Source organism: Marinagarivorans sp. (assembly GCF_982758155.1).
This window is the reverse complement of the sequence record NZ_CEXWTU010000099.1, coordinates 1-14,350: the sequence shown is the minus strand read 5'-3', so window position 1 is coordinate 14,350 and position 14,350 is coordinate 1. Positions and strand designations below refer to the sequence as shown.

Below are 14,350 nucleotides of genomic sequence, written 5' to 3'. Positions count from 1 at the left end.
TTATTACCTAGTCGCCCACTACACATCGCAAAGCTGCGAAGCAGCCATTACCTGCGAAGAAGCCACCACCCCTTCGCGCTTTTTGCTCAAAATAATCACCCCCCGCTGGACATCACACAGCTACAGCTTGGTTTGGCAGCGCGAGCTTTCTAGCAACAATAGCCAGACTCTTGATAACGAAAACCTGGAAGCCTTATTAGGCTTCACGCGTATTGCCGAAACCCCTCTAACGCAAGGCGACACCATTGACCTCGTCTTTGACGGCAACCAGACCACCATTGCCGTTAACAAAGTGTTTGCCATACGCGCGCCAGGAAAAGCGCTGTTTAATTACATCGGCCGCGCATGGCTGGGGCCAGTGCCACCATCGCGAGAGTTTCAGCAAAGCATGCTCGCTGGCCATCAAGGTCATCACGACCCAGCCACTCTGGCCCGCTTCAAGGCAATTAAGCCCAACCCCAACCGCATGAGTTTACTGGACACCTGGCATGCAAAAAAAGAAGTGCCAGTTCCCGTTATTACGCCCAAAATACAGCCGAAACGAGAAGCCCCAAAAAAGGTCGCCGCAAAAACAGCGCCCACCAAACCCAAAACAGTAAAGCCCGCAGCCCCCACAGAAAAGCCCGAAATTCCTCGTGAGCAACAATTGGCCACCCTCGAATGGCACATTCACAACACATTATTTCAGCAAGTAAAATACCCAAGCTGGGCAAAACAATTCGGCCAAGAGGGCAGTGTTAGCATTACTTTTACGCTAAACAATACACTCGGGCTTGTAAGCATTGATAACATAGAGCCACCCAATGCTGGGCTATTAGGCGAGGCCGTCAGCAATGCCCTCGAGCGCAGCCAGCCATTTACAGTGCCAGCCGGTATCACGGCAAAAATAGAAACGCTTAAAAGTACTTACCAGCATAATTTTTCACTGTCGCAAGCCGCGCAAGCCCCCGCTAAACCCTCGGGGGTTAGCATTGCTACATTTGATGAATTACTCACGGGCGAAACACGCCGTAATATCGCACCGGAAAATATCAACACCGATGCATTGCGCACTCACTTAAGCCAATACGTAGATTATCCTTACTGGGCTAAAAGCTTGCGCTTAAAAGGCACGGTAAAAGCATTGATCACACTCAATGCACAAGGCCAATTAGAAGACGTTACCATAATGAAAGGTTCCCGCCATGCAGGTTTTAATCAGGCGATTAAAGAGGCTGCAAAAAAAGCGACTCCCTACCCCGTTACACCACAATCCCCCGATAGCGACACTTTAATCAGTTTCGATTATCACCACGTTTTCACCCCTTAACGTTTACATTCTAGGAGTTTTTATGCGTTACACGCCGCTACTGCTGTGTGCAGTAATTGCCGCGCCAACCGCCTATGCCGACATCCAATTTAATGGATTTTTAAGCGCCATTGGCGGTACGGCAACCGATGATCCGATTCGTCAATACGAAGACGACATCACCTTTCGACAAGACAGCATTTTTGGCTTGCAAGCCCGTGCCGATGTGAGCGAAAAGCTCAGCGTCACCGGACAACTCGTTAGCCGCGGGGAAGATGATTTTGCCACCGAACTGGCTTGGGGTTACCTCGCATACGAAGCAACGCAAAGCTTAACATTGCGGATGGGGCGCTTTCGCACCCCCTTTTATTTCTACTCTGACTTTCTTGAAGTCGGCTATGCCTACCCTTGGATCTCACCGGCAGACGAAGTTTATTCACTGCAATTCGATAATATTGACGGCATAGACCTTCTCTATAAAATTACTCTTTTCGATACCGTGAGTGCCGATTTTCAAGCGTACTTTGGTGCCATTGATGATGAATTCATTTTAAATAACAGCGGTGAAGCACTAGACGCTCAAACCCGAAACAATGTGGGTTTATCCGCAACCTTTGGTATCGGTGATTTTTCGCTTCGCGCCAGTGCGCATAACGCCAAAACAACAGTGCATAATTTTGACGATGTTGCACTGCCAGCGCCCATCGGAAGTATTGGCGCTTTAAAAAATATTCTAGAAGGTCAAGCGCAAGCAGCCCCCGCTTTAGCCACTGCGACCAACAAGATTATCGCCAATCTCGCAATCGACGAGGTTGATACTAGCTATACCCAGCTGGGATTAAAGTACGATGGGCAATACGGCTTTGCCGTTGCCGAAGTCACTAACTTAGACTTTGATACTGGCCCAGCAGCAGACCAGCAACGCTTCTTTGTTAGTGCCGGTGTTAACATCGGTAGCGCTACATTATTTGCCAGCTACGCTGAAGCAGAAGATGATCAAGTCGACTTATCACAGCCCTTAAATGCCGTAAATGTCGGCGGTGGTTTCGACCCGATTATTGCCGTTCTTGATGGTGTCAGCGAAGCTTTATCGGTCACCAGCGAAACGACCAGCTTTGGTATTCGCTACGACTTCGAGCCAGGTGCAGCGTTTAAACTGCAATTCGACAACATCGAAATCCCCGATGCAACCAACCCCAGTAAAACAAAAAGCCAAAGCCTTGTTCGCTTTGGTGTTGACTTGGTATTTTAAGGAGCCACCATGAAAAACACTTTTCGTTCTGCGGTAATCGGTGGCATTCTCACACTAGGGAGCCTGTACACGACAGCCAGTAAAGCCGATATCGCCGTTATTGCACACCCCAGTATTAAAAGCGCACAACTGAGCGCCAAAGAAGTCCGCGCACTCTTTTTAAATAAAAAGAATATTCTGGGTCTGACACAAACGCCAATCATTACCGTGCTGGATCTGAACTCTGACACAAGCCAACACTTTTTCAAAAGTGTTATGCGCATGACTCCGAGTAAGTTTAGATCCTATTGGTCGACACAAATATTTACCGGAAAAGGCGTTCAACCCACCTACTTCGACAATGCTAACGAGCTTATTTTATCCGTCGCTAGCACACCGAATGCCGTAGGTTTTGTGAACGATACAGAGGCGCTTGCCGGCGTGAATGTGTTATTCACGATTACCGAGTAAAATGTAAAAAGGCCAGCATTATCGGCTGGCCTTTTCCTCTATAACATTAGGGTCGAGGGAACAATATATCATCCGCCAATATTTTTAACGAAGGCAAGCGTGCACCCAGGAATTCAAAAACGAGAAGTTATTTTATGCACGCCCCCTAGTAGCTATCCGCCACCATTTAATCCGGGCTGCTGTAAGAGCTCAAGATCATGTCGGCAGCTTCATCTCTTAACGGAATTAAATGCTGGTAGGCATCGGAGTTAAACCAAGCATCCAACTGCGCAGAATCAGGAAAAGATACAATAGCGATATTCTCGTGTGCCATATCACCAGCCAACGAACGACTTAATTTCCCCTTAGTTATAACCTGACCACCAAAGGGCTCCATTGAAGCACCTGCCTGCTTGGCATACTGTTGAAATTTTTCTGTGTTTTTTACGGTGACCTGCGCAACAAAAAAAGCCTTCATTGTTTATCCCTATCTAATTAATTGTTTTGCAACTATTCAGGCGTCGATAAATAGTTACATATCATAAGCCCCCATAATGTACAGGGGTGTACATTATGGGGAGTTCGTACATTTTTGTCCACAGGTGTACAATAAAAACATTAATTCAATATTGGAGGGCGCCATGGGCAGAGCAAAGGCATTCAATCGCAGCGAAGCCGTGAATACGGTTATGCATGAAATTTGGCGTAACGGCTACGAGGCCTGTTCTGTCAAAGCCTTATCCGAAAAACTTGGCCTAACTCGCTCCAGCTTTTACCACTCGTTCGGATCAAGAGAAGCGTTGTTTTTAGAAGTGTTAGAAGTCTATTCTGAGCAATCACCGGACTTCGCCTTAAACCACCTAGACCCCAAGTCACCGATCCTAAAAGAGATTTGCAAGGTGTTTAAACACGCATGCATTGCTCGCGCTGAAGACCCAGAACATCGTGGCTGCTTGGCAATTAATAGCGTGCTGGAAATGGTAGGCACCCACGATACTCTTGGCCCCGTTTTATCCGACGCAATGAATGCCCGCCTAGTACGCTTTGAGAAACTACTTAAACTCGCCGCAATTAAAGGAGAGCTTCACGATAATGAAATCCGCAGTAAAGCTATCGCATTAATCAATCAACTCGTTGGTATTAATGTACTGGGCAAAATAATTCACAACAGTGAAGAATTATGGCTGTCCACAAGGTCATCTCTCGCTGGACTCGGTATCTATAAAGACTCATTCAACCTTTAGGACGAGGAAACAATACTTCCTTACCCCTTACCCCTTACCCCTTACCCCTTAAATATATCCGTTTGTCTCAGTAAGGCGCGCTATTTTCTAACCTGTGATACAGTTTCAAATTGTTTTTTTATCGCCATTCGTATCAACAAGAGTTAAACGACGAGAAAACAATTTTTTATCCATTTATGCTGATGTCGATTCCCTTAACTTCGCCTAACTGGATAAATTTTTATTGTTCACCTAAAACGCCTCATATAAAGGTTGGAAATGATTCCTTACTCCAGATTCACACGCTGCGCAATATACTCACTTGCCGTATTAATGGCTTCTTGTGGGGGTAGCCAGGAAGATAGGCAATCCTCAAGCGCAGCTCAAAGCCAGTCATCAATAAATTCATCAGCCTCGCCAATACCCTCTTCATCCAGTATTTCTAGTCAAAGCAGTAGTGTCAGCTCAGCTTTACCCAGCATTTCTAGTCAAAGTAGTAGCGTCAGCTCACCCGCAATAAGCAACCAACCCCCGGTAGCCGAAATTACCGTTTCGGGTAGCCTCGTAGGCTTAACACCTTTTAATGTTAGATTCGGAAGTGATAACTCCAGCGACGACATTGCAATTACACTGCGCCAGTGGGATTTTCAAAGCAACAACGAATACGATAGCGTCGACGCTAACCCTAGCTTTAGCTTCTCGCAACCCGGTAGCTATAGTGTTCAACTGACCGTTTACGATGAAGATGGCGCCACAGATACCGCTCAAGTAACCATTGAGGCACGCGATACCTTCGGGTTTATGGAAGACCGTTACAGTGCAAATTGCAGCCTGTGCCATGGCGTATCAGGTGAAGGCGGCCCTGGCTCACCAGCGCTAATTAGACAGTGGACAACAGAAGACCTTCGGCCAAGCGTTGAGCGCATGGTTGAACTACACGGCGACTGCCAAAGCGTAGAGCAAAACGCCTGCGTGGACGCTTTAACAACCTATATCTCTACGCAATTCATACCCAATACCGAAGAGCCCACAACAGCCGAAAGCCATTTAATTAACACCCCTATTAAAGCGCTTAACAAAACCGAATTTTTTAATACTCTCGAAGATGTTTTTTCCATTAGCTTTAGCCAGCAGGAAAAAACCGATTTTAATTTACCACTGGATAGCAGTGCCAGCCGTTACAGCACCGACAGCACCCTACGCGTATTACGCGGAATCAGTACCGATACCGATGTGCTCGACGACCTTTATCCCGCGCTCACGCGAGTTCACAACAGTCTTTTAGAGAAGCTCAATAGTACCGCGCTAGAAGCACAATACAGTCCAGCAACCGGCTGCAATTTCACTTTAGTGACAAGCTCGTCACAGTGCCAAAGTGCCTATCGCAGTGCAATATTAAGCAAAGCCTTTCGCCGCACGATTACCCCTAGCGACAGCGCACTAACGACAGCCTCGGCTATTTATGACATTTATAGTACGCAGGGTATGGAGGCACAAGAGGCATTTATACAGTCTATTGCCAGCTATGTAATATTTTCACCTGAGTTCCTGTTTCACAGCCATCGAGGGGACAGCGCCGACAGCCACCATCAACTCAACCCACAAGAGCTTGCCCATAAAATTTCCTACCTAATTTGGGGGGCAGCAGCTGATACCGAATTATTATCTTACGACTGGGGAAGTTTGCTGGAAGGTACCGATGACACAATCCTAGACGAACAATTAATACGCTTATTTAACGACGGGAAATCTCGTTATTTTATCAATACATTTACTGGTCAGTGGTTAAAGCTTGAAACCGACATTGCACAAGTCCTCACAGCTACAGCCGATGACAATCGGGCAGATGAGTTTGCGCAGGCAATAAAAGCCGAAAGTGAACACTTTATCCGCCATCTAATTATCGAAAACGAAAACATTAATCGCCTTATTAATGCAGACTATACCTTTATGAATTCTACGCTGGCTGATTTTTATCAAATTTCAGTACCGGGTTTAACAGAAGAATTTAACCAGGTCTACCTCTCAAGTGTACCAGCCCTTAATAATCGTAAAGGCTTATTAACGCAGGCCAACTTTTTAACAACAGGAACAAAAAGTGATAGACCTGCCACAGTGCATAGAGGTGTTACCATTCTAAAGGATGTGATGTGTCATATTATCGGCCCCCCATCCGGGGAAGTTCCTGATATTGGAGACATTGATCGCAGCCTACATACCGAGTCTGCATTATTCCGGATGGTTACAGAAAGTGATGGCTCTTCATGTTATGGCTGCCATCAAAATATCAACCCAATAAGCTTTCCCTTTGAGGCCTTTGATCGCCTGGGCCGCCACCCAGTCTCATTGAGCCTGAACGGCAGCCTGCCAGAATATGCCGTATACGAAGCGGTAGGAATTCCTGGCAATCAAAATGCCAATGGCCCAACAGAAAAAGCCGATACCTTTTATTTGGATAAACTCGGTGGCAGCATCAACTTTAGCACTGACTACGGCCGATTAATTAGCGGAAGCTTTAATAACCACCAAGAGCTTATTGCACTACTTGATCAGACACCGGCATTCAGTGAATGCTTAACAGACCACCTATACGACTTTGTTATAGGAACCAATGCCGAGCGTGGAGTAATTGCTTCCAATAGCGACAATACAAGTCAGCACACCTCACAAACGGCTAGTAAGCGTATCGCACTTGATGCTGCGCCGGGCTTACGAACATTGTTGCTAAATCTTATCAAGCGACCTGAATTCAGAATGATTAGGAGGGATTAATGATGAGCTTAAAAAATATTAGCCGCAGAAACTTTTCCAGCGGTGTGCTCAAGGGGGCTTTTTCAATTCCGTTTGCACTGTCGCCACTCGCCCGCGAAGTACAAGCGCAAACAGCACAAAGCGATAGGCCCCTTAGGTTTATTTCGATTACCCTACCGTTTTCACCACGCACAGAAACCACCGATGGTTCAAATGGTGATGATAATTTTATACGCCTAATGTGGGATCAATTTCCAGAAAGTGCTCGTCCATACACGCGATTTTTCTCTAATTTCAGTTATAACATTGAAGATGGCTTTTGGCATGGAATGGCGGGCTTTAGTTATCTTCTTACTTGCAATCCGATTTCAACCGATCGTACGATCCCTTCCGATCACCCCCATACCGTATCGCTAGATTACGAAATTGCACGCCTTATGGGTAGCCATTACTCGCCATATGCCAATATGCAGGCCAATGCGAACGACCCAATTCAAAACTCAGCAATGCCAATGACCTTAATGTCTCATAAACCGTACTGGGGGGAATATACCGGCAGTGACAGTGTCTATTATGCGCCAACTACTGGCGCAGGCCAGTTTGATGGCAACGCTAATTATGGATGCTTTCTTACTTACCGTCCTAACGGTACCGTAAAAAATCCATTATACCCAGGCAACGAAAACACTTACTCTTCAATTTTCGGCATTCAAAATAGCCACACTGGACCATTACCGGAAACTGGTTTAGAACAAGTATTTAGACTCATTCACAATACCGATGTCGCTAATTTTATTACTCAAAAACAAATTCAGGAAACCGAACAAAGTCACCAAAAAATGCTCGATTTACAAGCTCGCATAGAGAAACACCAAAATTATTTATCTGCTCAGCGGGCACAGCCTACCGGCGGCTGCGTGCAATCAGAGGTTAGCTGGCCAGGCGTTAACGCCAATCATAACGATTTAAACCAATACAATCTTGAAGCCATAAAACAAGTTATCAACTGTGACTTACATCGTGTCATCAACTTTTCATTCACAGATTCAGAGGCCACCGGCGTTACGACCATTGATGCCAACGGCCTAAACGGTACCAATATCCCAGGCCATAGCGATATCGACTTTCACAATGCCACACACAGGGAGATCGGCGGGCAAGCGTTAAATAATCAACGCATGAAATCCATTTATGAATATTATTATCGCCAAATCGGCACATTGATTAATGATCTTCAGAACATGGACGACCCGTTAGCGCCAGGCACCGGCCAAAATGTTTTAGATAATACGATTATCTATATTACGGGTAGCAATGGCTTTCCTGGCGTTCATTCAGCAAACAACATGGCGATTGCAATCGTAGGCGGCGGCAAACATTTAGCCAGCGGTGAACACCTACTGCCCAAGCTTGGCAACAATGCCGATGGCGACTACAGCGCTCATGTCTTTGATGGCTCCGACGCTTACACTGGATCAACAGTACCCAGTTATGCGGGCCACGACAAAGTCGCCAACCTGCACCTTTCTCTATTAAAGCTATTCGGTTCCGACCGAACCAGTTGGGGTAGCGAAGGCGGACGCGTATTTAGTGATGCGCGCTCAAACAGTGATAGGGATTTAATTAACTTTTCAACACCTGGTCGACATACAACCTATCGGGGTTAAGCTGTTGAGGAATCGTTACCGAGGTATGCGACACATTGAGTAACGAAGATGAGGACAAGGAAAACAAACATTCGTTGGTAATGTTTGTTTTCCTTGTGTATTAACCCTGCAGTTCTTCTGTGATCCAGCAACTATCAAAAAAACGAATAATCTAAGCCGGTGTTTTCTTCCGCGACTTTGCTTCGGTTTTTTGCAGTATCAAGATATGTTCAAAGAAGTTGGGTGCCATGCCGGGCTTCATGATGTAGCTACTTTCGTAACTGGCATCACCCAATATTTTAAGTAGCCGGATGGCCGTTAACGGAGGGTGAGTATTGCAGTAATCTTGGACTTCAGGAAGATGCAGTGTTTCAGTATTTTTAATGTAGTATTTATCCGGCGCTGCTGGCTGTGTATAGCCGGCATAAATAACAACATGGATCTTAGTGTTCGAGTGCATATGCGGTAATAACCGCTCTTTTAATGCCAGTAATTGCTCTTGCGTACAGTAACCCAGCAAGCCCCAAGCAAAAATTACATCAAATTTATCGTCTGGTTGGCAATTAAAGAGCTTCTCTTTAAAGCGAAGCTCATCAGCCGATATATCACGCTTTAAGTCTTGATAGATTTCGGCAAAGACAACGTCGTTAGTGTAATTACGGTAAAACTCCTCATTGGTATCAATCCGCGCACCCAAATCCAAAATTCGCGGCGCTTCAATACTTGTTAAATAATCGCACATCGAGGCTAAAGCGTAAGAGCGGTGTTCGGTACCGGGTAGCGATTTAGCACTTACAGAGGGAAGCTCCATTTTCGCGCTATGCCGTAAAACATTCTTTTTAGACGGAAGAAAACGAAAAACATCTTCACCCACCCCCTTAGGCATACCGATCTGTAAACTAAAGCTCCCGTCGAGATGATAAAACGGTAAATTGCGTACCAGATCAGGCAGTGCATGGTATTCATAGCCGCGTAATACTTGCCCGCCAGTTAAAGACTTAACCTCGTTCTCATTCACAATTTGAAATTGAACCGGTGTTAGCGGGGATTTTGCCGTGTAGCGAACACTGTGTAACAGGCTGTTATCATGGCAATATTGCCCCAACTTCCCCATTAACCAGCTAATTGTTTCTAAATCTAGAAAATTAAATAAATCCCATGCAAGCACGACATCGAATTTTTCATGGCTGCGAAAACCGCCCAAATAATCTTCTAGATGCTTACGAATAGAGGCTGGGTCGTGCCCCTCTGGGGACCCAGTAATTTGATCGGCCAAAAATGTGCTGACGTTTTCAAAACGTACCGTGCAGCTTTTACGCATAAAAAAGTTAAAGCTAGCCGCCGAGGCTGAACCTAAATCGAGTACGCGACGACTTTTATTATTGGTGAGCGCCTGCGAGATAAAACTGATACCGGGGTAACGGTAGACAACCTCTTGTACATCAGGAGCATTCAATGTAGTGGACATGGGATTTCTCTTGCCTTAGGTCTTGCATCACTCGGGGAATTAACGCCCCCGAGTGAATTGGCCATAAAAAAACATTGTGGTTGTTTTTGCGCGAGAGGCTAGAGCTCACTCAGTGAGTTTTAGCCTGTATTGCGCATGCCCGCCGAGATACCCGTCATGGTCACCTTAAGCGCACGCTCTAAATCGGCGCTAATACTACCTGCTTTACGCTCCCTTTTTAATAGCTCAACCTGTAAAAAATTCAACGGATCGACATACGGTTTGCGCACACTTAATGTGCTTTGTAATTCTGGGTCGTGATCGAGCAACATTTCTTGCCCTTTAATCTCCAAAATTAACTGGCTAAGGTCCGCCAGATCGGTGCGTAACTGCAAACCTAGCGGGCGTACAGACTCATCCACCAATTGGTTTTCATAATGTGCACACACCTGTAAGTCTGCTTTGCCCAATACCATTTCTAACAAATCCATAAAGCTAGCAAAAAATGGCCAATCAGTCAGAATTTCCTGCAGTAGCTCAGGAGAATTTTCGCGAGCATAAACCAGCGCTTGGCGGGTACCCAACCAAGCCGGTAAATTTAAACGCACCTGTGTCCAGGCAAAAACCCAAGGGATTGCGCGCAAACTTTCGACGCCCCCTGTTGATTTGCGTTTTGCAGGGCGACTTCCTAAAGCCAGCTTACTAAGTTCTTGCTCGGGCGTTAAGCTTCGAAAGTATTCGACGAATTGATCATTACCGCGCACAACGCTTCGATAAGCCTCTAGGCTCACTTTCGACATTGCTTCAATTAAATCGCGCCACTCTTGCTTAGGTGCAGCATCGGGAGCAAGCGTTGCCATTAAGTTCGCAGTGACATAAGTCGATAAGCTTTTAAACGCAACGCGCTTGCGACCAAACTTATAGCGAATCATTTCGCCTTGTTCCGTTACGCGTATAACGCCTTTCACAGAACCCGGAGGCTGCGACGCCATCGCTTTTTCAACAGGGCCGCCCCCACGGCCAACAGTACCGCCACGGCCGTGGAATAATACCAACTGCACTCCGTACTTCTCGGCAATCGTCACTAGCTGTTCTTGCGCTTTATACTGTGCCCAAGTGGCCGCTAATTTACCGGCATCTTTAGCGGAATCGGAATAACCGATCATCACCGTTTGATGGCCTTCGGTATAAGCTTGGTACCAATGCATTTGCCACAAACGGTTCATAACACTGGGCGCACGATCTAAATCGTCAAGCGTTTCAAATAATGGCACGACAGGCATATTCCACGTCATGCCGCTTTCTTTCAGTAATAATGCAACCGCAAGTACATCAGAGGGCTGCTGCGCCATTGATATCACATAATGCGAAAGTGCCTCTCGTGGCTCATTAGCAATGACCTTGCACGTTTTGAGGACTTCTTGTGAATCATCACTGCAACGCCAATCGCGAGGGAATAGAGGGCGCTTACTATCGAGCTGCTCAAGTAAAAACGCTTGGCGCGCCTCTTCATCCCACTCGATATAACTACCCTTGCCACGATACTCGGGCATATCGAGATATTCCGTCAACTCATCCAATACTTTTACATGGCGCTCGCCGTCTTGACGAATATCCAGCGGCACAAGGTTGATACCAAAACAGTTTAAACGACGAATACAATCTGTTAACGGCCCGTTGGCGATATCCTCTAGCCCTTGCTCGCACAATGAACGATGGCAAAGCTCTAGGGCAGACAACACCTGTGTACGCTCGGTGAAAAGTTCATAATTACCCGCAAAAACATCATTGCCTCGCAACTTGTCGTTGCTCCAGCTGACGGTGCTTTCCAGCAACCGAGCCACAGGTGCAAGCAACTCTCGGTAAGGGGTTTTCGAACTTTCTGGCAGCTGCGCCATAAGCTCGGCACTGGCCACGGTCATACTTAAATCACCGGCCAAGCTTTTAATATCTTTAAGGTACAGGCTCGCCGCCATCCAGCGCCCAAGCAGCATCACCTTCTCGGTCACATCATGGGTTACATTCGGGTTGCCATCACGGTCCCCACCCATCCATGAATAGAAAGAAAACGGAGCCGCATTCAACCCCAAGCCCTTGCCCAAACGCTTGCGCGACAAGCCATCTAAATGACGAATGAAATCGGGCACGGCTTGCCATAAGCTGCTTTCAATAACCGCAAAACCCCAACGTGCTTCATCCACAGCCGTGGGGCGCTCGTTACGAATTTCATCGGTCGTCCAAATCTCCTCAATCAAGCGGCTAAGATTGCTTTGCTCGTGTGAAATCTCGTGAGGTAATAAGTCTGCGCGCCGAAGACTGCTAAGGCTATCGGCAATTTTGTCGTACTTATGAATCAGTGTACGACGTGTCACTTCGGTAGGGTGAGCCGTGAGTACAAGTTCAATTTTCAAACCATTCACGACTTTAGCCAGCTCGTCCTTACCTAAAGCCGCAACCTGCTTAATCAGTAACTCATCGAGATGGTCATCTGTACCCGCTTCAATACTGGCGCTGAACTCTTGCTCAGCAATGTTCGCCAAATTGAGGAACTGATTAAATGAGCGCGTAATCGGCAGCACTTCATGATCTTCCACACTATTTAGTAGCGTTAGTAACGCTTTCGCATCAGCCGATTCACCCACAACATGCTTGCCTTGGCTACGAATATCCTCAACCTTCTTAAAGATTTTAGGACCTTCGTGCTTAAGCAAAGTGTCACCGAGTAACTCACCTAATAAACGAACATTATCTCTCAGGGAATGGGGAAGCTGGGCCATGCAATTACCTCACGAATGTATGTATAAGGCGCATTCTAGCATTGCTTAATGTGACACTGACAATAACATTTAAGCCCATGATTCTAAGCAAATCGTCTAAGCATCATCTATTATTATTTGAGGGGATCGCAGAAAACTGTCCATATTTGTCGCCAACGCGATTCTAGGCGTAATCATGATTAGTGCCAACTTACATCCACAAGAAACACTACGCCTCAAAGCACTTGAGCACTACGAGGTGCTCGATACCGAAGCCGAAGCCGTGTTCGACGACTTAACCCTACTGGCAGGCCAGATTTGTGGCACGCCGATATCGCTCGTAAGCCTTATCGATATTGAGCGCCAGTGGTTTAAATCGCGCCGTGGTTTAGATGCGGCGCAAACCGAACGCAGTATTGCCTTTTGCTCCCATGCTATTTTGCAAGATGGTGTATTCGAAATTCCAGATGCCACCCAAGATGTACGCTTTGCCGACAATCCATTAGTGACCGGCGCACCCGATATTCGCTTTTACGCTGGCGCACCGCTCATCACACCCGATGGCTACCCTATTGGCACTCTTTGCGTTATCGATCAAAAACCGCACCACCTTAGCCCAGAGCAAACCTCGGCGCTGATCGCACTCTCGAAACAAGTAATTAGCCAGCTCGAATTGCGCATGCGCAACCGCCGCCTAGAGCGTATGCACAAAGAGCAAGAGCGCATTTTATCGTTAGTGGCCCACGACTTAAGAACACCATTCAACTCGATACTGGGTTTAAGTAAGATTTTGGCAAACCGGACTGAGGACTTATCCCCACAGCGTATTGCACACTCTGCACACAACATTCTGTCGTCTTCGTTAAGCGCCTACCACTTGCTAGAAGAACTTTTACAGTGGTCGCAAGCGCAATTGGGCAGCCCCAACAGCGAGCCCACCGCTATTAACGTCGCTTCATTAATTAGTGAAAATATCGCGTTCGCCAATGATATGTTTCAACACAAGGCATTGGTACTTCACTGTGAAGTACCTAGCACAAGCCAAGTCCTAGCCAGCGCGCCCATGGTAAAAACAGTTGTGCGCAACTTACTTTCCAACGCTGCCAAATATTGCCCTACTGGCGGCAATATTTGGATTACTGCCACCGACACCCCCAATACCCACCAGCAAATTATTATCTCTGTAGCTAATGATGGTGATGCAATTGCTCCCGATGCACGCACACATTTATTTAAAAAAGCCGTTAACAGCCAGCCTTGCTCACAGGGCGAACACGGAGCAGGAATCGGTTTGATGCTTTGCAGCCAATACATCTTCGAACGCGGCGGCGAGATCTGGATAGACGACTCATTTACCAACGGAACAAAAATAAGCTTTAGCCTACCGGCACCACTCCCCCCCAGTTCTTAAAAAATTCTTGTTACAGTCTCAGTACTCACTTGCCCAGTCGAACCTCATCACTCATATTTAGGGACGAGGAAACAATATTTCATCCACTAATACTTGATCTCGACCTCCTTACCTTCGTTGCTCAAAGCGTTACATGCCTCGGTAACT

The 14,350-nt window shown here is 46.6% G+C and carries 10 protein-coding genes; 7 read left to right on the top strand and 3 right to left on the bottom strand.

The window, feature by feature from the left end; translation table 11 throughout:
- From AC3A8L_RS11845 to AC3A8L_RS11835, 3 genes are all read left to right on the top strand, one after another.
- Positions 1–1,309: TonB family protein (locus tag AC3A8L_RS11845; RefSeq protein ID WP_487962470.1), on the top strand; the 1,309-nt coding region annotated here is incomplete at its 5' end.
- 22 nt (positions 1,310–1,331) lie between these two features.
- On the top strand, positions 1,332–2,540 hold the full coding sequence (locus AC3A8L_RS11840; protein WP_487962469.1) for a porin: 1,209 nt from the start codon (positions 1,332–1,334) through the stop codon (positions 2,538–2,540).
- A gap of 9 nt (positions 2,541–2,549) precedes the next feature.
- Complete coding sequence (locus AC3A8L_RS11835; protein WP_487962468.1) at positions 2,550–2,990, top strand: hypothetical protein; 441 nt, start codon at positions 2,550–2,552, stop codon at positions 2,988–2,990.
- Positions 2,991–3,156: 166 nt separating this feature from the next.
- Here the strand turns inward: AC3A8L_RS11835 and AC3A8L_RS11830 are convergent, their stop codons facing one another.
- Positions 3,157–3,447, bottom strand: coding sequence for a DUF1330 domain-containing protein (locus tag AC3A8L_RS11830; RefSeq protein WP_487962467.1), 291 nt, complete (start codon positions 3,445–3,447; stop codon positions 3,157–3,159).
- A gap of 163 nt (positions 3,448–3,610) precedes the next feature.
- Between AC3A8L_RS11830 and AC3A8L_RS11825 the strand changes: the two genes are divergently transcribed.
- The 3 genes from AC3A8L_RS11825 to AC3A8L_RS11815 all read left to right on the top strand — a co-directional run bounded on the left by AC3A8L_RS11825 (position 3,611) and on the right by AC3A8L_RS11815 (position 8,610).
- Positions 3,611–4,213: a TetR/AcrR family transcriptional regulator gene (locus AC3A8L_RS11825; protein ID WP_487962466.1), complete on the top strand. Its 603-nt coding sequence runs from the start codon at positions 3,611–3,613 to the stop codon at positions 4,211–4,213.
- Between the two features lie 312 nt (positions 4,214–4,525).
- Entirely contained in the window at positions 4,526–6,964 is a 2,439-nt protein-coding gene (locus AC3A8L_RS11820; protein ID WP_487962465.1) for a DUF1592 domain-containing protein, read from the top strand.
- Positions 6,964–8,610: a hypothetical protein gene (locus tag AC3A8L_RS11815; protein WP_487962464.1), complete on the top strand. Its 1,647-nt coding sequence runs from the start codon at positions 6,964–6,966 to the stop codon at positions 8,608–8,610. The genes AC3A8L_RS11820 and AC3A8L_RS11815 overlap by 1 nt, the downstream gene beginning before the upstream one ends.
- Positions 8,611–8,761: 151 nt before the next feature.
- Here the strand turns inward: AC3A8L_RS11815 and AC3A8L_RS11810 are convergent, their stop codons facing one another.
- Together AC3A8L_RS11810 and ppc are read right to left on the bottom strand one after the other, a co-directional pair.
- The gene (locus AC3A8L_RS11810; protein ID WP_487962463.1) at positions 8,762–10,057 is read right to left on the bottom strand and encodes a hypothetical protein; all 1,296 of its coding nucleotides are present in this window, start codon (positions 10,055–10,057) and stop codon (positions 8,762–8,764) included.
- Between the two features lie 119 nt (positions 10,058–10,176).
- Entirely contained in the window at positions 10,177–12,813 is a 2,637-nt protein-coding gene (gene ppc, locus AC3A8L_RS11805) for a phosphoenolpyruvate carboxylase (protein WP_487962462.1), read from the bottom strand.
- A 175-nt stretch (positions 12,814–12,988) separates the two neighbouring features.
- Between ppc and AC3A8L_RS11800 the strand changes: the two genes are divergently transcribed.
- On the top strand, positions 12,989–14,203 hold the full coding sequence (locus tag AC3A8L_RS11800; RefSeq protein WP_487962461.1) for a GAF domain-containing sensor histidine kinase: 1,215 nt from the start codon (positions 12,989–12,991) through the stop codon (positions 14,201–14,203).
- Positions 14,204–14,350 lie beyond the last annotated feature (147 nt).

Coding starts and splice junctions, on each gene's coding strand:
- AC3A8L_RS11840 (WP_487962469.1), top strand. CDS start 1,332: ATGCGTTACACGCCGCTACTGCTGTGTGCAGTAATTGCCGCGCCAACC.
- AC3A8L_RS11835 (WP_487962468.1), top strand. CDS start 2,550: ATGAAAAACACTTTTCGTTCTGCGGTAATCGGTGGCATTCTCACACTA.
- AC3A8L_RS11830 (WP_487962467.1), bottom strand. CDS start 3,447: ATGAAGGCTTTTTTTGTTGCGCAGGTCACCGTAAAAAACACAGAAAAA.
- AC3A8L_RS11825 (WP_487962466.1), top strand. CDS start 3,611: ATGGGCAGAGCAAAGGCATTCAATCGCAGCGAAGCCGTGAATACGGTT.
- AC3A8L_RS11820 (WP_487962465.1), top strand. CDS start 4,526: ATGGCTTCTTGTGGGGGTAGCCAGGAAGATAGGCAATCCTCAAGCGCA.
- AC3A8L_RS11815 (WP_487962464.1), top strand. CDS start 6,964: ATGATGAGCTTAAAAAATATTAGCCGCAGAAACTTTTCCAGCGGTGTG.
- AC3A8L_RS11810 (WP_487962463.1), bottom strand. CDS start 10,057: ATGTCCACTACATTGAATGCTCCTGATGTACAAGAGGTTGTCTACCGT.
- ppc (WP_487962462.1), bottom strand. CDS start 12,813: ATGGCCCAGCTTCCCCATTCCCTGAGAGATAATGTTCGTTTATTAGGT.
- AC3A8L_RS11800 (WP_487962461.1), top strand. CDS start 12,989: ATGATTAGTGCCAACTTACATCCACAAGAAACACTACGCCTCAAAGCA.